Annotated in this window: 18 protein-coding genes; 17 read left to right on the top strand and 1 reads right to left on the bottom strand. The window is 63.7% G+C overall.

Features of this window, described 5'->3' with window-relative positions; all coding sequences use genetic code 11:
• The coding region (locus VGO12_RS10755) for a hypothetical protein (RefSeq protein ID WP_327512737.1) at positions 1–185 on the bottom strand (185 nt) is incomplete at its 3' end.
• Here VGO12_RS10755 and mutS point away from each other — a divergent pair.
• The 17 genes from mutS to VGO12_RS32215 all read left to right on the top strand — a co-directional run.
• The gene (gene mutS / locus VGO12_RS10750; RefSeq protein WP_327512736.1) at positions 184–2,928 is read left to right on the top strand and encodes a DNA mismatch repair protein MutS; all 2,745 of its coding nucleotides are present in this window, start codon (positions 184–186) and stop codon (positions 2,926–2,928) included. The genes VGO12_RS10755 and mutS overlap by 2 nt on opposite strands.
• Positions 2,929–3,134: 206 nt before the next feature.
• Entirely contained in the window at positions 3,135–5,978 is a 2,844-nt protein-coding gene (locus VGO12_RS10745; RefSeq protein WP_327512735.1) for a [protein-PII] uridylyltransferase, read from the top strand.
• On the top strand, positions 5,975–7,570 hold the full coding sequence (gene murJ, locus VGO12_RS10740) for a murein biosynthesis integral membrane protein MurJ (protein ID WP_327512734.1): 1,596 nt from the start codon (positions 5,975–5,977) through the stop codon (positions 7,568–7,570). The genes VGO12_RS10745 and murJ overlap by 4 nt, the downstream gene beginning before the upstream one ends.
• Positions 7,570–7,962 carry a VOC family protein gene (locus tag VGO12_RS10735; RefSeq protein ID WP_327512733.1) on the top strand — a complete coding sequence of 131 codons (393 nt, stop codon included), beginning with the start codon at positions 7,570–7,572 and terminating at the stop codon, positions 7,960–7,962. The genes murJ and VGO12_RS10735 overlap by 1 nt, the downstream gene beginning before the upstream one ends.
• Positions 7,963–8,073: 111 nt before the next feature.
• Positions 8,074–9,138 carry a tryptophan--tRNA ligase gene (trpS, locus tag VGO12_RS10730; protein WP_327512732.1) on the top strand — a complete coding sequence of 355 codons (1,065 nt, stop codon included), beginning with the start codon at positions 8,074–8,076 and terminating at the stop codon, positions 9,136–9,138.
• 143 nt (positions 9,139–9,281) lie between these two features.
• A complete protein-coding gene (locus tag VGO12_RS10725; protein WP_327512731.1) occupies positions 9,282–9,773 on the top strand; it encodes a universal stress protein in 492 nt (163 codons plus the stop codon).
• A gap of 107 nt (positions 9,774–9,880) precedes the next feature.
• Positions 9,881–10,447 (top strand): NifU family protein, encoded by a 567-nt coding sequence (locus VGO12_RS10720; protein WP_327512730.1) that lies wholly within the window; start codon positions 9,881–9,883, stop codon positions 10,445–10,447.
• Between the two features lie 103 nt (positions 10,448–10,550).
• On the top strand, positions 10,551–11,210 hold the full coding sequence (gene tsaB, locus VGO12_RS10715; protein ID WP_327512729.1) for a tRNA (adenosine(37)-N6)-threonylcarbamoyltransferase complex dimerization subunit type 1 TsaB: 660 nt from the start codon (positions 10,551–10,553) through the stop codon (positions 11,208–11,210).
• A gap of 6 nt (positions 11,211–11,216) precedes the next feature.
• Entirely contained in the window at positions 11,217–11,714 is a 498-nt protein-coding gene (locus VGO12_RS10710; RefSeq protein WP_327512728.1) for an N-acetyltransferase, read from the top strand.
• Positions 11,715–11,798: 84 nt separating this feature from the next.
• A complete protein-coding gene (locus VGO12_RS10705) occupies positions 11,799–12,590 on the top strand; it encodes a 1-acyl-sn-glycerol-3-phosphate acyltransferase (RefSeq protein WP_327512727.1) in 792 nt (263 codons plus the stop codon).
• A 72-nt stretch (positions 12,591–12,662) separates the two neighbouring features.
• Complete coding sequence (miaB, locus tag VGO12_RS10700; RefSeq protein ID WP_327512726.1) at positions 12,663–14,063, top strand: tRNA (N6-isopentenyl adenosine(37)-C2)-methylthiotransferase MiaB; 1,401 nt, start codon at positions 12,663–12,665, stop codon at positions 14,061–14,063.
• 27 nt (positions 14,064–14,090) lie between these two features.
• Positions 14,091–15,146, top strand: coding sequence for a PhoH family protein (locus VGO12_RS10695; RefSeq protein ID WP_327512725.1), 1,056 nt, complete (start codon positions 14,091–14,093; stop codon positions 15,144–15,146).
• Between the two features lie 17 nt (positions 15,147–15,163).
• Positions 15,164–15,670: an rRNA maturation RNase YbeY gene (ybeY, locus tag VGO12_RS10690; protein ID WP_327512724.1), complete on the top strand. Its 507-nt coding sequence runs from the start codon at positions 15,164–15,166 to the stop codon at positions 15,668–15,670.
• 12 nt (positions 15,671–15,682) lie between these two features.
• A complete protein-coding gene (locus VGO12_RS10685) occupies positions 15,683–16,840 on the top strand; it encodes a hemolysin family protein (RefSeq protein WP_327512723.1) in 1,158 nt (385 codons plus the stop codon).
• Between the two features lie 261 nt (positions 16,841–17,101).
• Positions 17,102–18,697: an apolipoprotein N-acyltransferase gene (lnt, locus tag VGO12_RS10680; protein WP_327512722.1), complete on the top strand. Its 1,596-nt coding sequence runs from the start codon at positions 17,102–17,104 to the stop codon at positions 18,695–18,697.
• A gap of 144 nt (positions 18,698–18,841) precedes the next feature.
• Positions 18,842–19,261: a helix-turn-helix domain-containing protein gene (locus VGO12_RS10675; RefSeq protein ID WP_327512738.1), complete on the top strand. Its 420-nt coding sequence runs from the start codon at positions 18,842–18,844 to the stop codon at positions 19,259–19,261.
• Positions 19,262–19,381: 120 nt separating this feature from the next.
• On the top strand, positions 19,382–19,567 hold a 186-nt coding region (locus VGO12_RS32215), incomplete at its 3' end, for an S-adenosylmethionine synthetase N-terminal domain-containing protein (RefSeq protein WP_414650705.1).

Here is a 19,567-nt window from a genome sequence, read left to right as displayed (position 1 = left end):
CGACCCTGCGAGTGAAAATCAAGCGCTTCCTGCGCGGTGACGCTCGTCATGGTGCGATCGGTCTTGTCGGTGGCCGGCATGTTTCCTCTATCCTCCTGTGGGCGAGCCTTGCGGCGCGCCTCTTTATGGTTGTCGTCTATAATTCCTAGGGGATAGTGTGCCATCTCTTTTTTCGGAACAATCATGAATTTCGTGACAGACTATTCGACCCGTGCGGGGGAAGTTTTATCCGCAGCCGAGCTGGCGAGCGAGGAAAGCCGTTCCACCGCGACGCCGATGATGGAACAGTTTATCGAGATCAAGGCGAACAACCCGGATTCGCTGCTGTTCTACCGGATGGGCGACTTTTACGAGCTGTTCTTCCAGGACGCTGTCGAAGCCTCGCGCGCGCTCGGCATCACGCTTACAAAGCGCGGCCAGCACATGGGGCAGGAGATCCCGATGTGCGGCGTGCCGGTGCACGCCGCCGACGACTATCTGCAAAAGCTGATCGGCCTCGGCTTCCGCGTGGCCGTCTGCGAGCAGGTGGAAGACCCGGCGGAAGCCAAGAAACGCGGCAGCAAGTCGGTGGTCCGCCGCGACGTCGTGCGCCTCGTCACACCCGGCACGATCACCGAAGAAAAACTTCTCTCGCCGTCCGAGACCAATTACCTGATGGCGCTGGCGCGGATCAAAAGCGGTTCGGAGCCGGCCTATGCGCTTGCCTGGATCGACATCTCCACCGGCATCTTCCGGCTGGCCGAGACCGCCGAAAGCCGGTTGCTGGCCGATATCCTGCGCATCGAGCCGCGCGAACTGATCCTCGCCGATACGGTCTTTCACGATCCGGAACTCAGACCCGTCTTCGACGTGCTCGGCCGTGTCGCCGTGCCGCAGCCGGCCGTCCTGTTCGACAGCGCCACCGCCGAAGGGCGCATTTCCCGCTACTTCGGCGTCAAGACGCTGGACGGCTTCGGCACCTTCTCGCGCGCGGAACTCGCGGCAGCCTCGGCGGCGATCTCCTATGTCGAAAAGACCCAGCTCGCCGAGCGTCCGGCGCTTGGCACGCCCGAGCGCGAAAGCGCGGCCTCGACGCTGTTCATCGACCCGGCGACCCGCGGCAACCTCGAGCTGGTGAAGACGCTTTCCGGCGCGCGCGAAGGCACGCTTCTAAAGGCGCTCGATCGTACGGTCACGAGCGGTGGCGCGCGGCTTCTCGCCGAGCGGCTTATGTCGCCGCTGACCGATCCGGATCGTATCAACGCGCGCCTCGATTCCATCGAGATCCTTGCGCACCAACCCTCGTTCGCCGGCGACCTGCGCGATGCGTTGCGGCGCACGCCCGACATGCCGCGCGCCCTGTCGCGGCTGGCGCTTGGCCGTGGCGGACCACGCGATCTTGGCGCCATTCAGGCGGGCCTGCATGCCTCGGCATCGATTTCGCGGCTGATGGCGGCCGGCACGCTGTCGGATGAGCTGAAGGATGCGCGCGCCGCGATCGATGCGCTGCCGGCCGGCCTGCTCGGCCTGCTCGATGCGACCCTCGGCGAAGAGCTCCCGCTTCTCAAGCGCGACGGCGGTTTCCTGCGTGAGGGCGCCAGCGCCGAACTCGACGAGGTCCGCGCGCTGCGCGACCAGTCGCGCCGGGTGATCGCCGGGCTGCAGCTGCAATATTCCGAAGAGACCGGCATCAAGTCGCTGAAGATCAAGCACAACAACGTGCTCGGTTACTTCATCGAGGTGACGGCCGGCAATGCCGGCTCGATGACCGACACGGACGAGGGCCGCGCCCGCTTCATCCATCGCCAGACGATGGCGAACGCGATGCGATTCACCACCACCGCGCTTGCCGAGCTCGAAAGCAAGATCGCCAACGCCGCCGACCGCGCGCTGTCGATCGAGCTCGAGGCCTTCGACCGGATGACGACGGAGGTCGTTGCCGCAGCCGAGGTGCTGAAGGCGGCAGCGCTGGCGCTTGCGACCCTCGACGTCTCGGTCGGGCTCGCGGTCCTTGCCGAGGAGCAGGCTTATGCCCGGCCCATCGTCGACCGCTCGCGCATGTTCGCCATCGACGGCGGTCGCCATCCGGTGGTCGAACAGGCACTGAAGCGCCAGGCATCGAATGCCTTCGTCGCCAATGGCTGCGATCTGTCGCCGCCCGAGGGCGAAGAGGGCGGCGCGATCTGGCTGCTCACGGGTCCGAACATGGGCGGTAAGTCGACCTTCCTCAGGCAGAACGCGCTGATCGCGATCATGGCGCAGATGGGCACCTTCGTGCCGGCGACCAGCGCCCATATCGGCATCGTCGACCGGCTCTTTTCCCGCGTCGGCGCCTCGGACGATCTCGCGCGCGGCCGCTCGACCTTCATGGTCGAAATGGTCGAGACGGCAGCGATCCTCAATCAGGCAACCGACCGCTCGCTGGTGATCCTCGACGAGATCGGCCGCGGCACGGCCACTTTCGATGGCCTTTCGATCGCCTGGGCGGCTGTCGAGCATCTGCATGAGGCGAACCGCTGCCGCGGCCTGTTCGCCACCCACTTCCACGAGCTGACCGTGCTCTCGGAAAAGCTTGCCCGTCTCTCGAACGCGACGATGCGTGTCAAGGAATGGCACGGCGACGTGATCTTCCTGCACGAGGTCGGCCCGGGTGCGGCCGACCGGTCCTACGGCATCCAGGTGGCGCGATTGGCCGGCCTGCCGGCATCGGTCGTGGCGCGGGCCAAGGACGTGCTCGCCAAGCTCGAGGACGCCGACCGCAAGAACCCGGCAAGCCAGCTGATCGACGATCTGCCACTGTTCCAGGTGGCGATCCGGCGTGAAGAGGCCAAGCCAGCCGGCAACTCAAGGGTTGACGAGGCGCTGAAGGCGCTCAACCCTGACGATATGACGCCGCGCGAGGCGCTGGATGCGCTCTACGCGCTCAAGAAGGAACTGAGCGCCCGGTAACGGGCTTTCGGTTTTTGCTGTGCATGCGTCGGTGAAAAAGGCTATACAGCGCCGCGCGCCCTTTTGAAGGGTGCGGCGATGAGCCGGTAGAAACTCGGAATGCTGCACGGTCCCGGTTCGGCCTTGATCGGATGGGAGCATGCAGGAGCGCGTGCTTCGTGCAGCAGACCACGCAACCAGTCGGACAGGACGCCCCTCGGCACTTCATGGGCAGACACGAAACCTTCTTTCCCGAAATTCTCGACGTCGCAGCGCTCCGGGCGAAATGCGACTTCATCGCTTCGGCCCATGCCGAGCAGCGCGAACCGATGCGCCAGGCGCTGCTCGCCGCCTTCAAGCAGGCAAACATTGCCGGTCGCGCCAAGGCGCGCGAATTGTTTTACGCCGATGGCGCCGGCATCCAGTGCGCCGAGCGCATTTCCTGGCTCCAGGATCAACTGATCACCGTGCTGCACGATTTCGTGCTCAACGAGATCTTTGACGCCGCCAATGCGCCGGAAGCCTCGCGCATCGCCGTGACGGCGGTCGGCGGCTATGGCCGCGGCACGCTGGCGCCGGGCTCCGACATCGATCTTCTTTTCCTGCTGCCGGTCAAGAAGGCCGTGTGGGCGGAGCCGGCGATCGAATTCATGCTCTACATCCTGTGGGATCTTGGCTTCAAGGTCGGTCACGCCACCCGCACCATCGACGAGTGCATCCGGCTTTCGCGCGCCGACATGACGATCCGCACCGCCATTCTCGAGACGCGCTATATCTGCGGCTCGCAGACGCTGTGCGCCGAACTGGAAACGCGCTTCGATCATGAGATCGTGCGCAACACGGGCCCGGATTTCATCGCCGCCAAGCTTGCCGAGCGCGACGAACGCCACCGCAAGGCCGGCGACACGCGCTATCTCGTCGAGCCGAACGTCAAGGAAGGCAAGGGCGGCCTTCGCGACCTGCACACGCTGTTCTGGATCGCCAAGTATTTCTACCGCCTGAAAGACACGGCCGATCTCGTCAAGCTCGGTGTGTTGTCGCGGCAGGAATACCAGCTGTTCCAGAAGGCCGAGGACTTCCTCTGGGCGGTGCGCTGCCACATGCATTTTTTGACCGGAAAGTCGGAAGAGCGGCTCTCCTTCGACATCCAGCGCGAGATTGCCGAAGCGCTCGGCTATCACGATCATCCGGGCCTCTCGGCGGTCGAGCGCTTCATGAAGCACTTCTTCCTGGTGGCGAAGGACGTCGGCGATCTCACCCGCATCTTCTGCGCAGCGCTCGAAGACCAGCAGGCCAAGGATGCACCGGGCATTTCTGGCCTCATCGGCCGCTTCACCCATCGCAGCCGCAAGATCGCCGGCACGCTCGATTTCGTTGACGACGGCGGCCGCATCGCGCTTGCAAGCCCCGACGTCTTCAAGCGCGACCCGGTCAACCTTCTGCGCTTCTTCCACATTGCCGATATCAATGGGCTCGAGTTTCATCCGGCAGCCCTTCGTCAGGTGACGCGGTCCTTGAGCCTGATCAAGCCGGCGCTGCGCGAGAGCGAGGAGGCGAACCGCCTCTTCCTGTCGATCCTCACCTCACGCCGCAAGCCGGAACTGATCCTCAGGCGCATGAACGAGGCGGGCGTGCTCGGCCGCTTCATCCCGGATTTCGGCAAGATCGTCTCGATGATGCAGTTCAACATGTATCATCACTACACCGTCGACGAGCACCTCCTGCGCACCGTCGATGTGCTCTCGCGCATCGAGGGCGGCATCGAGGAGGAGGCGCATCCGCTGGTCGCCAAGCTGATGCCGGGGATCGAGGAGCGCGAGGCGCTCTATGTCGCGGTCCTGCTGCACGATATCGCCAAGGGGCGTCCGGAAGACCATTCGACCGCTGGCGCCAAGGTCGCGCGCAAGCTCTGCCCGCGCTTCGGCCTGTCGCCGAAGCAGACGGAACTCGTCGCCTGGCTGATCGAGGAACACCTGCTGATGTCGATGGTCGCCCAGACCCGCGATCTCAACGACCGCAAGACCATCGTCGACTTCGCCGAGCGGGTGCAATCGCTCGACCGGCTGAAGATGCTTTTGGTGCTTACCGTCTGCGACATCCGCGCCGTCGGCCCGGGTGTGTGGAACGGCTGGAAGGGCCAGTTGCTGCGCACGCTCTACTACGAAACCGAGCTCCTGCTTTCGGGCGGGTTCTCGGAACTGTCGCGCAAGGAGCGCGCGGCGCATGCCGCCGTCATGCTCGGCGAGGCGCTGACGGACTGGTCGGAGAAGGAACGCGACGATTACGTGCGCCTGCACTACCAGCCCTATCTCCTGACGGTGGCACTGGAAGACCAGGTGCGCCATGCCCGCTTCATCCGCGAGGCGGACGCAGCAGGCAAGGCGCTGTCGACCATGGTGCGCACCCACCAGTTCCATGCGATCACCGAAATCACCGTGCTTTCGCCCGACCATCCGCGTCTGTTGACGGTGATTGCCGGGGCCTGCGCTGCGGCCGGCGCCAACATCGTTGACGCGCAGATCTTCACGACCTCGGACGGCCGCGCGCTCGATACGATCCTCGTCAACCGCGAGTTCGCCGTGGACGAGGACGAGATGCGCCGGGCGGCAAGCATCGGCAAGCTGATCGAGGACGTGCTTTCCGGCCGCAAGCGGCTGCCGGAGGTCATTGCCAGCCGGACCAAGGTGAAGAAGCGCACCCGGGCCTTCACCGTGACGCCGGAGGTGACGATCAGCAACACCCTGTCGAACAAGTTCACGGTCATCGAGGTCGAGGGGCTCGACCGCCCCGGCCTGCTCTCCGAGATCACCGCGGTGCTGTCCGATCTGTCGCTCGACATCGCCTCGGCGCACATCACCACTTTCGGCGAAAAGGTGATCGACACCTTCTACGTCACCGACCTCGTCGGCCAGAAGGTGACGAGCGAAAACCGGCAGATGAACATTGCCGCCCGCCTCAAGGCCGTGATGGCCGGCGAGAGTGACGAGGCTCGGGACCGCATGCCATCGGGCATTATCGCGCCGGCGCCGGGCGTCTCCTCCGCTCACAGAACGACAAAAGCCGAATCATGAGTCTGGTCAAGAAACTTGCAACCGTCGGCGGTGCGACGCTCGGAAGCCGGCTCTTCGGCTTCATCCGCGAAACCTTCATGGCGGCAGCGCTCGGCACCGGTCCCGTCGCCGACGCCTTCAACACCGCCTTCCGCCTGCCCAACACCTTCCGGCGCCTCTTTGCAGAGGGCGCCTTCAATTCCGCCTTCGTGCCGCTTTTCGCCAAGGAGATCGAGGCGAACGGCATGGAGGGCGCGCGGCGCTTTTCCGAGGAAGTTTTCGGCGTCCTGTTCACGGTCTTGTTGTTCCTGACGATCGCCATGGAGCTGACGATGCCCTTCATCGTCAGCACCCTGATCGCGCCCGGTTTTGCCGACGATCCGGAAAAGCTCGGCAACACCATCGTCTTTGCCGCGATCATGTTCCCCTATCTTGCCTGCATGTCGCTGGCGGCGATGATGGGGGGCATGCTCAATTCGCTGCACCGTTTCTTCGCGGCAGCGATTGCGCCGGTCTTCCTCAACATCATCCTGATCGGCGTGCTCGGCTATGCCTGGTATGCGGGCCAGGATCCGGTCGCGGTCGGTCACGCGCTCTCCTGGGGCGTCATGGTCGCAGGGCTGGTGCAGCTCGCGATCGTCTGGATTGCTGTGCGCGATGCCGGCATCAAGATCGGTCTGCGCCGGCCGAAGGTGACCGCCAATGTCCGGCGCCTGCTGGTGCTGGCGCTTCCGGCGGCGATCACCGGGGGCATCACCCAGATCAATCTTTTGATCAACACCAACATCGCCTCGGCGCAGGAAGGCGCCGTGTCGTCGCTGGTCTATGCCGACCGCATCTACCAGCTGCCGCTTGGCGTCGTCGGCATCGCGGTTGCAACCGTGCTCCTGCCGGAACTCGCCCGGGCGCTGCGTTCCGGCAATGTCAACGAAGCCTCGAACCTGCAGAACCGCTCGGTCGAGTTCACGCTGTTCCTGACGCTGCCGGCGGCCGCCGCCTTGCTTGTCATGTCCGAGCCGATCGTCCGGCTCTTGTTCGAGCGCGGCAAGTTTTCGGCCGATTCGACCGTGATCGTCGGCCATATCCTGGCGATCTACGGCCTTGGCCTGCCGGCCTTCGTGCTGATCAAGGCCTTCATTCCCGGTTTCTTCGCCCGCGAAGACACCCGCACGCCGATGATCTTTGCCGCCATCTCGGTCGTCGTGAACGTGTCCCTGGCGCTCACCCTGTTTCCGCGGCTGGGCCCGAGCGGTATTGCCACCGCCGAGATCGTCGCTGGCTGGGTGAACGCCGTTCTGCTCTTTGCAACGCTTGTCTGGCGCGGACATTGGGGCAGCGACAGGCCCTTGCTCACGCGCATCCCCCGCCTCGTCGTCGCCGCCGCAGGCATGGCGGCGACGCTCCATTTTGCCATTGGCTGGTTCGCGTTCGAACTGTCGTCGGCAGCCTCGCTCGTAACGCGGGCGACGACGTTGTGCGGCCTCGTCGCGGTCGCCATGGTCGTCTACTTCGCGCTTGCCTTCGGGCTCGGTGGTGCCAACCTCGGCATGATCCGCCGCAATCTCAAGCGCGGTGCGAAAGCGCCGGCTCAGGCACCGGAGGCCGGCGACTGATGCGCCAGACGATCGCACGCATTGCCCTGGTTGTGCCGGATTATGACGCCGGCATTGCCTTCTACTGCGGCAAGCTCGGCTTCGACCTCGTCGAGGACACCGTCCTCGACGCAACCAAGCGCTGGGTCGTCGTTCGCCCGAAAGGCGCGGTCGAGACGTCGCTGCTGCTCGCCAAGGCCGATGGCGAACGCCAGCAGGCGGCGATCGGCAACCAGACCGGGGGCCGCGTCGGCTTCTTCCTGTTCACCGACGATTTCGCCCGCGACCATCAGGCGATGTCGGCCGAAGGCGTCGTCTTCCTGGAGGCACCGCGCCACGAGCCTTACGGTACCGTGGCGGTCTTCACCGATCCCTTCGGCAACCAGTGGGACCTGCTGCAGCCCGCCGGTTGAGCGCGCCTTCAGCGACCTCTTGATTGCCCTTCGTTCGGCGTGCATAAGCGCTTCCGTTAGCTACATGGGCGATGATGCCCTGGGGCCCTCCACCAGCCTATTGAGGACGACATGAACGAATTCAAGCCGCTCGTATTTTCCGGCGTCCAGCCGACGGGCAATCTCCATCTCGGCAATTATCTCGGCGCGATCCGCAAGTTCGTGGCGCTGCAGGAAAACAACGACTGCATCTACTGCGTCGTCGACCTGCACTCGATCACCGCACAGCTCGTGCACGAGGACCTGAAGGGGCAGATCCGCTCGATCGCCGCAGCCTTCATCGCTTCGGGCATCGACCCGGCGAAGCATATCGTCTTCAACCAGTCGGCCGTGCCGCAGCACGCGGAACTCGCCTGGATCTTCAACTGCGTCGCCCGCATCGGCTGGATGAACCGCATGACGCAGTTCAAGGACAAGGCCGGCAAGGACCGCGAGAACGCCTCGCTGGGCCTGCTTGCCTATCCGAGCCTGATGGCGGCCGACATCCTCGTCTATCGCGCCACCCATGTGCCCGTCGGCGACGACCAGAAGCAGCACCTGGAGCTGACGCGCGACATCGCCCAGAAGTTCAACATCGACTTCATGGAGCACATTCGCAGCGCCGGGTACGGTGTGGACATGGTGGTCGGCGAGGAGCCGATTCATGCCTACTTCCCGCCGGTCGAGCCGCTGATCGGTGGCGCGACGCCGCGCGTGATGTCGCTCCGGGACGGCACGAAGAAGATGTCGAAGTCGGACCCCTCCGATCTTTCGCGCGTCAACCTGATGGACGATGCCGAGACGATCTCGAAGAAGATCCGCAAGGCCAAGACCGATCCGGACGCGCTGCCGAGCGAAGTGGAAGGGCTGAAGGGCCGGCCGGAAGCCGACAACCTCGTCGGCATCTATGCGGCGCTGTCGGACAAGACCAAGGAGCAGGTGCTTTCCGAGTTCGGCGGGCAGCAGTTCTCGGTGTTCAAGCCGGCGCTGGTCGACCTCGCGGTCGAGGTTCTGGCCCCGATCACCGCAGAGATGCGCCGCCTGATGGGCGACACCGCCCATATCGACGCCATCCTGCGGGACGGCGGCGAACGGGCGCGGGCGCGGGCGGAAAAGACGATGCGCGAAGTGCGCGAGATCATCGGCTTCCTGCAGTAATTGAAATGAATCCGGGTCTTTTGACCCGGATTCCCCTCGCTTCAGGCCCCCAAGCGGATGGCTCCGGGCACATTTCCGTGTCCTTCCCGCGAACGCGAAAATCAGACCTTGCGGCGGCTCGTCCGGGATGTATTGTTCGCCCTATGGTCTCGACCCGACTCTCTCGACTTGAAGGTCACCGCCGCAAATTCATGGCGGTGATAGACGATACCCCGGAATGCGGGCGCGCCGTGCACTATGCCGGCATGCGCGCCAAGAATTCCAATGGTGGTCTCGTCCTGCTCTACGTGATCGCCGACGGCGACTTCCAGCAATGGCTGGGGGTCGAGGAAATCATGCGCGCGGAAGCGCGCGAGGAAGCTGAGGCAACCCTTGCCAAGGTGGCGCAGTCGGTGCGCGAGCGCATCGGCATCGAGCCAGAGATCGTCATCCGCGAGGGCGCGGCGACCGAGCAGATCCATGCGGCGATCGAAGAGGACCGCGATATTGCGATCCTAGTGCTGGCCGCCGGATCGGCGAAGGAGGGCCCCGGTCCGCTGGTCTCGTCGATCGCCGGCAAGGCTGCGGCCTTTCCGATCCCCGTCACGGTCATACCTGACATGCTGACGGATGAGGAGATCGACGCGCTCAGCTGACCTGCGTCGCTATGCGCTCTTGCGAGCCGGGGGCCGTGCCCCTATATTCTTTTGAATAATTCTAAAGAGCTGGGCGATATGTCGCTCCCGGCGAAACGGAGACGGACATGTTCATTCAGACCGAAGCCACGCCGAACCCGGCGACGCTGAAGTTTTTGCCGGGCAAGGTTGTTCTGGAAAGCGGCACGGCCGAGTTCCGCGACGAGGAAGAAGCCCGCGCCGGATCGCCGCTCGCGGCACGGCTGTTTTCGATCCCGGGCGTCACAGGCGTCTATTTCGGCTACGATTTCATCACCGTCAGCAAGGAAAGCCAGGAATGGCAGCACCTGAAGCCGGCGATCCTCGGTTCGATCATGGAACATTTCATGTCGGGCCAGCCGATCATGGCCGGCAGTGGCCGCGCAGAGCAGGCTGACGAGGAAGACGAGTTCTTCGACGAGGGTGACGAAACGATCGTCGCCACCATCAAGGAGCTCCTGGAAACCCGGGTTCGCCCCGCCGTCGCCCAGGATGGCGGCGACATCACCTTCCGCGGCTTCAAGGACGGGACGGTGTTCCTCAACATGAAGGGCGCCTGCTCCGGCTGCCCGTCGTCGACCGCGACGCTGAAACACGGCGTGCAGAACCTGCTGCGCCACTTCGTGCCCGAAGTGGAAGCGGTCGAGGCTGTCTGATATTGCGCGCCGTCGCCGGCGCGTAGCGTTTAGCGTATCGACTTTGCCGCAAAGCCAAACGGCTTTGCGGTTTGTGGCGTCCTGAGAAGATCACAGCGTTGAAATGATTGTACTTGCGCTCGACACGTCCGGTTCCGGCTGCTCCGCTGCCGTCTATGACAGCGAGACGGCTGCCGTGCTCGGCCGCTCCGGCGCCGATCTCGGCAAGGGGCATGCCGAGCGCCTGATGGAATTTGTCGACGAGGCACTGGCGGCAAGCAGCCGTACGCTTGCCGATATCGACCGCATCGCCGTCACCGTCGGTCCGGGCTCGTTCACCGGCATTCGCGTCGGCGTGGCAGCGGCGCGTGGGCTGGCTCTGGCGCTCGGAAAGGCCGCCGTCGGCGTCTCGACGCTTGCCGTGCTGGCCGAGGGACTGCGCGCCATCACGCCCGGAAAAGCCGTTCTTGCCGCCATCGATGCGAAGCGCGACGAAGTCTACGTCCAGGCCTTCGATGCGGCCGGTCATCCACTCGCCGATCCGCAAGCCCTGGCCGCCGAGACGGCGCGCGAGCGCTTCGCCGATTTTGACGGCATCATCGGTGGCTCCGGCGCGCATCTCGTCGCCACGGATATGCCCGCCAACCCGTCCGAGCTCATCGACGTCGCGGCGCTTGCACGGCTGGGCGCCGTTGCTGATCCAGCTTCGGCCAAGCCGAAGCCGCTATATCTCCGAGGCCCCGACGCCAAGCCGCAGGCGGGCTTCGCGATTGCCCGAGCATAGACCGAGATGAGCTTTACCGACTACTTCACCCGCCGCACCGAGTTCGACATTTTCCCACTGGAAGAGGCCGATCTGCTGGCCGCGGCGGCCCTGCACCGCCAGCGCTTTGCGAGCCCGTGGACGGATGGAGAAATCCATGCGCTTCTCGTCCAGGACACGGTCTTCGGTTTCGTTGCCCGGCAGACGAACGGGTCGTTCCGTCCGGCCTTCGGCGGCTTCGTTCTGTCGCGGGCGGTGGCCGGTGAGGCCGAAATCCTCACAGTGGGGGTCGATCCGCGTTATGCCCGTTCGGGCCTCGGTTGGCGGCTGATGCAGGCGGCCATGCGCGAGGCCCTGGTGAAGGGCTCTGAGGCGCTGTTTCTCGAAGTGGACGAGACCAACCAGCCGGCGATCGGGCTTTACCGCAAGCTCGGCTTCAACAAGGTCGGCGAACGCCGCGCCTATTACCAGGACAAGGCCGGCCAGCGAACGGCCGCGCTTGTCATGCGTCTCGATCTTCGCTAGTCGGAAGCGCGGACGAGCGCGACTTTCCGCGGGCATTTCGCCCTCGCTTTCAGTACAGGTCGCGCGCAGGAACGTGTCTCCCAGATGATCAACTGGCTACGGATTGCGATCTTCGCGGCGCTTCTGGCGCTGGTTTCGCTCGTGCTGATGCCGATCCAGATCGTCTGCCTTTGGCTCGGGCTGAAACTTCGCCGCCGCCTGCCGCGATACTGGCACCGGCTCGCCTGCTATCTTCTTGGCATTAAGGTCCGGGTGCATGGGGAGGTTGAGCGCCGACGGCCCTTGCTGATCTGCGCAAACCACGCGTCCTGGAAGGACATCCTGGTGCTTTCCTCGGTTGCCGATGTCGTCTTCGTCGCCAAATCCGAAGTGAAGAGCTGGCCGGTTTTCGGCCCTCTTGCCCGATTGCAGGCGTCGATCTTCGTCGAGCGCGAGCAGAAGCGCGCGACCGGCAAGCAGGTCAGCGAAATCGGCGACCGCATGGCTTCAGGCGAGATCGTCGTCTTGTTTCCCGAGGGAACGACCTCGGACGGCAACCGCCTGTTGGAAATCAAGACGTCTCTTTTCGGCGCCGCCGCCTCCGCCGTGCCGCATTCACCGACCGGGCTCGTGCATGTGCAGCCGGTCGCGATCTCCTATACCGGCATCCACGGCATGCCGATGGGGCGCTTCAACCGGCCGATCGCCGCGTGGCCGGGTGATACGGAGCTGGTGCCGCACCTGCTCGGCATCCTGCGCGAAGGGGCGATCGAGGTCGACGTCGATTTCGGCGAAGCCATCGACTACGACCGCCACACCAACCGCAAGGAAGTCAGCCGCAAGGTCGAACAGCGCATCCGCAGCATGCTGTCGGATCGCTTGCGCGGCCGCACGTAGTGCTTCGCCGCCAAAGGGCCCCTTTGCCGAAAATACTTCAACTTCGGGCCGCTTTGCACTAAAGAACCCGGCATGACCCAGGAAACTGCCCTTCTGTCGATAGCGCCCGCTGCGGGCGACGAACGCGCTCCGGCCCGCAAGGTCTTCGTCAAGACCTATGGCTGTCAGATGAACGTCTATGATTCCGACCGCATGTCGGACGCCCTGTCGCGCGACGGCTATGTCTCGACGGACGTGCTTGAGGATGCCGACTTCGTGCTGCTCAACACCTGTCATATCCGCGAGAAGGCGGCGGAGAAGGTCTATTCCGAACTCGGCCGTCTGCGCGATCTGAAGAAGGAAAAGGCCAAGGAAGGCCGCGAAATGGTGATCGGCGTTGCCGGCTGCGTTGCGCAGGCCGAGGGCAACGAGATCCTGAGACGCGCGCCGGCCGTCGACCTGGTGATCGGCCCGACCACCTATCATCGTTTGCCCGAAGCGTTGAGGCGGGCGCGCAACGGCGAGCGCGTCGTCCAGACGGACTACGCCGTCGAAGACAAGTTCGAGCATCTGCCGGCGCCCGAAAAGGCAAGGACCCGCCAGCGTGGCGTCACCGCGTTCCTGACAGTTCAGGAAGGCTGCGACAAGTTCTGCACCTTCTGCGTCGTGCCCTATACCCGCGGCTCGGAAGTGTCGCGCCCGGTCGCCCAGATCGTTTCGGAAGCCGAGAAGCTGATCGAAGGCGGCGTGCGCGAAATCACCCTGCTCGGCCAGAACGTCAACGCCTGGCATGGCGTCGGCCCCGATGGCCGCGAATGGGGACTTGGCGACCTGCTCCTGCGCCTCGGCGAGATCGAAGGTCTTGCCCGGCTGCGCTACACGACGAGCCACCCGCGCGACATGGATGACAGCCTGATCGAGGCGCATCGCTCGATGGCCAAGCTGATGCCCTATCTGCACCTGCCGGTGCAGTCGGGATCGGACCGGATCCTGAAAGCGATGAACCGGAGGCATACGGCGGCCGAATATCTGGCGCTGATTGCACGCATCCGCGCCGTCCAGCCGGACCTCGCACTATCGGGCGATTTCATCGTCGGCTTTCCCGGTGAGACCGAGGCGGATTTCGAAGACACCATGCGCCTCGTCGAGGCCGTGGGTTATGCACAGGCATTTTCGTTCAAATATTCGACCCGTCCGGGCACGCCCGGTGCCGAACTCGGCGATCAGGTTCCGGAGGACGTGAAGGCCAAGCGCTTGGAAAAATTGCAGGCTTTGCTGTTTTCCCAGCAGCGCGCCTTCGCCGAATCCTGTGTCGGCCGCGAAATCGACCTGCTTTTGGAGAAGCCGGGCCGCATGCCGGGCCAGCTCGTCGGCCGTTCGCCGTGGCTGCAGCCCGTGAATGTTGATGCAAAAGCATCGCAAATCGGTGACATTATCAAGGTGCGAATCATCAAGGCAGGAAACAACAGTCTGTTTGCCGAGATGATCGGGTAAGGACCGGAAACGAGGAGCCTGAACCGCTTGAACGGACACGAATTGATCTCTTCATCCACGCGCCAGTCGAAAACCGCTGCGACAGACGCCAATCACTTCGTGCTGACCTTCGAGAACAATCGGTTCGCCAGCGAACTCTTCGGCCAGTTCGATCAGAATCTGAAGCTGCTTGAAGAGCGCCTGCGCATCGACGCACGGCCGCGCGGCAATTCGGTGGCGATATCCGGCGATCTCGTCGCGACCAATCAGGCCCGCCGTGCGCTCGACTATCTCTATGGCCGGTTGCAAGGCGGTGCTTCGATCGATACGTCGGATGTCGAAGGCGCGATCCGTATGGCCGTTGCCGCCGATGATCAGCTACAATTGCCCACCATGGAGCGCAAAGCCAAATTGACGATGGCGCAGATTTCGACGCGCAAGAAGACCATTGCGGCGCGCACGCCGACGCAGGATGCCTATATCCGCGCGCTCGAGCGGTCCGAGCTTGTCTTCGGCGTGGGGCCGGCCGGTACCGGCAAGACCTACCTCGCGGTTGCCCATGCGGCACAGCTTCTGGAACGCGGCGCGGTCGATCGCATCGTGCTTTCGCGGCCCGCCGTCGAGGCCGGCGAGCGCTTGGGCTTCCTGCCCGGCGACATGAAGGAGAAGGTCGATCCCTATCTCCGGCCGCTCTACGATGCCCTCTATGACATGATGCCGGGCGACAAGGTCGAACGCGCGATCACGGCCGGCGTCATCGAGATTGCGCCGCTCGCCTTCATGCGCGGCCGCACGCTCGGCAATGCCGCCGTCATCCTCGACGAGGCGCAGAACACCACATCGATGCAGATGAAGATGTTCCTGACGCGTCTCGGCGAAAACGGCCGGATGATCGTGACCGGCGACCCGAGCCAGGTCGACCTGCCGCGCGGCGTCAAGTCGGGCCTGGTCGAAGCGCTGCAGATCCTGAAGGGGGTCGAGGGCGTTTCGGTGGTTCGCTTCAAGGATGTCGATGTCGTTCGTCATCCGATGGTGGCCCGCATCGTCAGGGCTTACGAGTCCCATACGGCCGTGCACGACGAAAGCGAGCAGGGCGACCGCTGATCGCGGTCGCTTGGATCATGACGGCTTTGGATATCCAGATCAGCGTGGAAGAGGGCAACTGGCCGGAAGAAGAGGCGTTGCTCGACTTCTGCGCGCCCATCCTTGAAACGGCTGCGGCGTTTCTCGCCGCCGAGGAGAAGCAGCCGCTTCCCAACATGCCGCCCGAACTCTCCCTCGTCTTCACCGACGACGCCTCGATACGGGCGATCAATGCCGAGTGGCGCAACCAGGACAAACCGACCAATGTCCTGTCCTTCCCGGCTTTCCCGGTGACGCCCGGCGCGATGCCGGGACCGATGCTGGGCGATATCATCGTCGCCCGCGAGACGCTCGAGCGCGAAGCGGTCGAGCTCGACAAATCCTTCGACGAGCACCTGACCCATCTTCTGGTGCATGGATTCCTGCATCTTTTCGGCTATGATCATATCGAAGACGACGAAGCCGAAAGAATGGAAGGCCTGGAGACTCGCATTTTGGCGCGTCTTGGCTTATCTGACCCCTACGGGGATCGTGCCCCGGATTAACAGTTTGGACCAATGAGCGACTTTAAAACACAGCCCGTCGCCCTGGCGACCGAGGAGGCCGAAGCCTCCGGAGAGGCGGAGGCGGGCAGTAGTAGCACCGCCACTCGGCACGAGGGCACCAAATCCACGTCAACGTTTTGGAGCCGGGCGGCGCGCCTGCTGCGCGGCGCAAATGCGACGAGCTTGCGCGAAGACCTTGCCGACGCGCTTCAGACGGATGCCGACAGCAACGCTGCCTTTTCGCCCGGCGAGCGGGCGATGCTCAACAATATCCTGCGCTTCCGCGAGATCCGGGTCGAGGACGTCATGGTCCCGCGTGCCGATATCGAGGCGGTCGACCAGAGCATCACCATCGGCGAGCTGATGGTGATCTTCGAGGAATCCGGCCGTTCGCGCATGCCCGTCTACAGCGAGGGGCTCGACGATCCGCGCGGCATGGTGCACATCCGCGATCTCTTGTCCTACGTCACCAAGCAGGCGCGCAACCGCCGCCGCAACGGTAAGGCGCAGGCCGCAGCCACGTCATCCGCGGAAAAAGCCCCGCGAACCCCGAAAGCCAGCTTCGACCTTGCCCGCGTCGATCTCGGCAAGTCGCTCGAGGAAGCGGGCATCGTGCGCCAGCTCCTGTTCGTGCCACCCTCGATGCTGGCCTCGGACCTGATGCAGCGCATGCAGGCGGCCCGAATCCAGATGGCGCTCGTCATCGACGAATACGGCGGCACCGATGGGCTCGTGTCGCTCGAAGACATCGTCGAGATGGTCGTGGGCGACATCGAGGACGAACACGACGACGACGAAGTCATGTTCATGCGGACCTCGGACGACGTTTTCGTCGCGGACGCACGCGTCGAACTGGAAGAGATCGCCCAGGCGATCGGTCCTGATTTCGACGTGCGCGAGCAGCTGGAAGACGTCGATACGCTCGGCGGTCTGATCTTCGCATCGCTTGGGCGCATTCCGGTGCGCGGTGAAGTCGTCCAGGCCATTCCGGGGTTCGAGTTCCAGATTCTCGACGCCGACCCGCGGCGCGTCAAACGCGTGCGCATCATGCGCAAGCGCCCGCCTGCGCGCCGTCGCGTCCTGCGCCCGGAAGGGGAAGCGGTGCCGGACGCTGCCATGGCCAGCCGTGGCAACGGCGCATCGCCGCAGGCGACCGTCGACGAGCCATAACGAAGCACCGTTCCCGCGTCGCGCGCAAGCGTGCGGGGACCTGCGGTGCGCCGGCCTTCGTCACAACTTGATCAGCTGTCGTGAACCGGCGCGTACGGTCCCGCAAGGCATGGGATGCCCTGCGGATCCCTGACCGATTTGACTTGCCGAACCGCCTCTAAGGGGACAAGCAGCCGGTTTTTTGGAAGACTGGCGCCGATTGATTCGGTCGTTCTTCCGCGCCGGCGTCGTGATGTGCGGCCTGCGCCAATTGGAGGCTGCATGTTGAGACTGGCTGGCAGGGTAATGCTGTTGTCCGGATTGCCACGGGTATTGGTTGCGTTCTGCGCGGGGCTGCTGGCGGTTCTGGCGCAGCCGCCTTTCGGTATTTTCGCCTTCGCCTTCGTTTCCTTCCCCATTCTGGTCTGGCTGCTGGACGGCGCCAGCGGAAACCCCGACGGCGGCATCGTCAGGCGGCTCTGGCCTGCAGCGGTCATTGGGTGGTGGTTCGGGTTCGGCTACTTCCTCGGCGGTCTCTGGTGGCTCGGCAATGCGCTTCTCGTCGAGGCGGACGAGTTCGCCTGGGCGCTACCGCTTGCAGTCGTCGGCGTGCCGGCGTTTCTGGCGCTGTTTTACGCGCTCGCAACGCTGCTTGCGCGCATGCTCTGGTCCGACGGCGTGGGACGGATCGCAGCCCTGGCGCTCGCTTTCGGTCTTTGCGAATGGCTGCGCAGCTTCATTCTCACCGGCTTTCCCTGGAATGCCATCGGCTATGCGGTCATGCCCATGCCGCTGATGATGCAGTCGGCGAGCGTGGTGAACCTGTCGACGATCAGCATGCTGGCCGTCTTCGTCTTTTCCGCGCCGGCGCTGATTGCGACCGGCAAAGGCAGCCGGGTCGGTCTGACGGCCGCGCTGGTGCTGCTCGTCGCCCATGTCGGCTTCGGCTTCTACCGCCTGGCGCAACCGGCACCGGCCGCGCCCGAGAGGCCGCTGACCGTGCGCCTTGTCCAGCCGGTGATTGATCAGGCCAAGAAACTCGACGACAGCGCGCGGGCCGCGGTCTTCGAGGAACATCTCGCGCTGACCTCGGCGGCGCCTGAAAAGGGCGGCAAGCGGCCCGACATCGTGGTATGGCCCGAGACGTCTATCCCCTTCATCCTCACGGACAACCCGGACGCGCTTGCCCGCATTGCCGAAGTGCTCGACGACGACCAGGTCCTGATTGCCGGCGCGGTCCGCGCGGAAGATGCCGGCGCGGGGCTGCCGCCGCGCTATTACAATTCGATCTATGTCATCGACGGACGCGGCCAGATCATCGACGCGGCCGACAAGGTGCATCTGGTTCCATTCGGCGAATACCTGCCGTTCGAGGATCTTCTCTCGTCCTGGGGCTTGAGTTCGGTCGCGGCCTCGATGCCGGGCGGATTTTCGGCGGCAAAGAGCCGCGCGCTGATGACCTTGCCTGGCGGCACGAGGCTTTACCCGCTCATCTGCTATGAAGCGATCTTCCCCGATGAGATCGGCGAGGATGCGCATCGTGCGGACGCGCTGCTCAATGTCACCAACGACGCCTGGTTCGGCGATACCCCGGGACCCCGCCAGCACTTCCACCAAGCACAATTAAGAGCCGTTGAGACCGGTACCCCCCTTGTCCGCGCCGCCAATAGCGGTATATCAGCAATTGTTGATGCACGTGGGGTTTTAATGGTAGGATTGTCCTACAATTATAGGGGAGTGGTCGACACACTTCTGCCGGGAAGGATGCCTAGGCCTATGGACGACGCTATGCGAAGCCGCGTGTTCTGGCTGGGTGCACTGTTCCTTCTTCTGGTTGCAGTGTTTTCGCGTGTTGGTTTTAATATTAGGAAGAATTGACCTAAAACCCCTAAAATTGCATAGTGGTCCGCACCATCGTCCTTGTTGTGACGGCTCTAAATCACCACCGCGGTAACCGCCCCGGTGAGGGTTGTCGTCATGTCGGCGATGGATAAACGAAACAGCGTATTTGGGAACGCAGATATGATCGAAAACAAGAAGAAGCCGAATCCGATCGACATTCACGTCGGAAGTCGGATTCGTCTTCGCCGCACGATGCTTGGCATGAGTCAGGAGAAGCTCGGCGAAAGTCTGGGGATCACCTTTCAGCAGATCCAGAAATACGAAAAGGGCACGAACCGCGTCGGCGCCAGCCGGTTGCAGAACATTTCGGGCATTCTGAACGTCCCGGTTTCGTTTTTCTTCGAAGATGCCCCGGGCGATAACGCCTCCGGCCAGAGCGGCATGGCGGAAGCCTCCAGCTCCAACTACGTTGTCGACTTTCTCTCGTCCTCCGAGGGGCTGCAACTCAATCGCGCTTTCGTCAAGATTACCGATCCGAAGGTTCGCCGCCGGCTTGTCGATCTCGTCAAGGCACTCGCTGCCGAAGCGGAAAGCGAATAGTTCCAACCTTCCCCGTCGGGACTAGAAAACAAAGCGGCCACTTGTGCCGCTTTTTTCATGCGCGCAATCGGCGAGAATGCAGCGCGGGAATGGCTCGAGACCTCATATAAAGATATATTTATGTCGTTGTGCGCTTGTTTTTCGGCCGCAAAACCACTAACACCTTGCCAGCGCTTTTTCTTCATTGAGGGGACTTCCCGCATGCGTGCAAACTACCTGTTCACGAGTGAATCCGTAGCCGAAGGTCATCCGGACAAGGTGTGTGACCGTATCTCCGACGAGATCGTCGACCTGGTCTACCGCGAA

Source organism: Ensifer sp. (assembly GCF_035999135.1).
Lineage (GTDB): Bacteria > Pseudomonadota > Alphaproteobacteria > Rhizobiales > Rhizobiaceae > Ensifer.
This window is presented reverse-complemented; position numbering and strand designations above follow the sequence as displayed.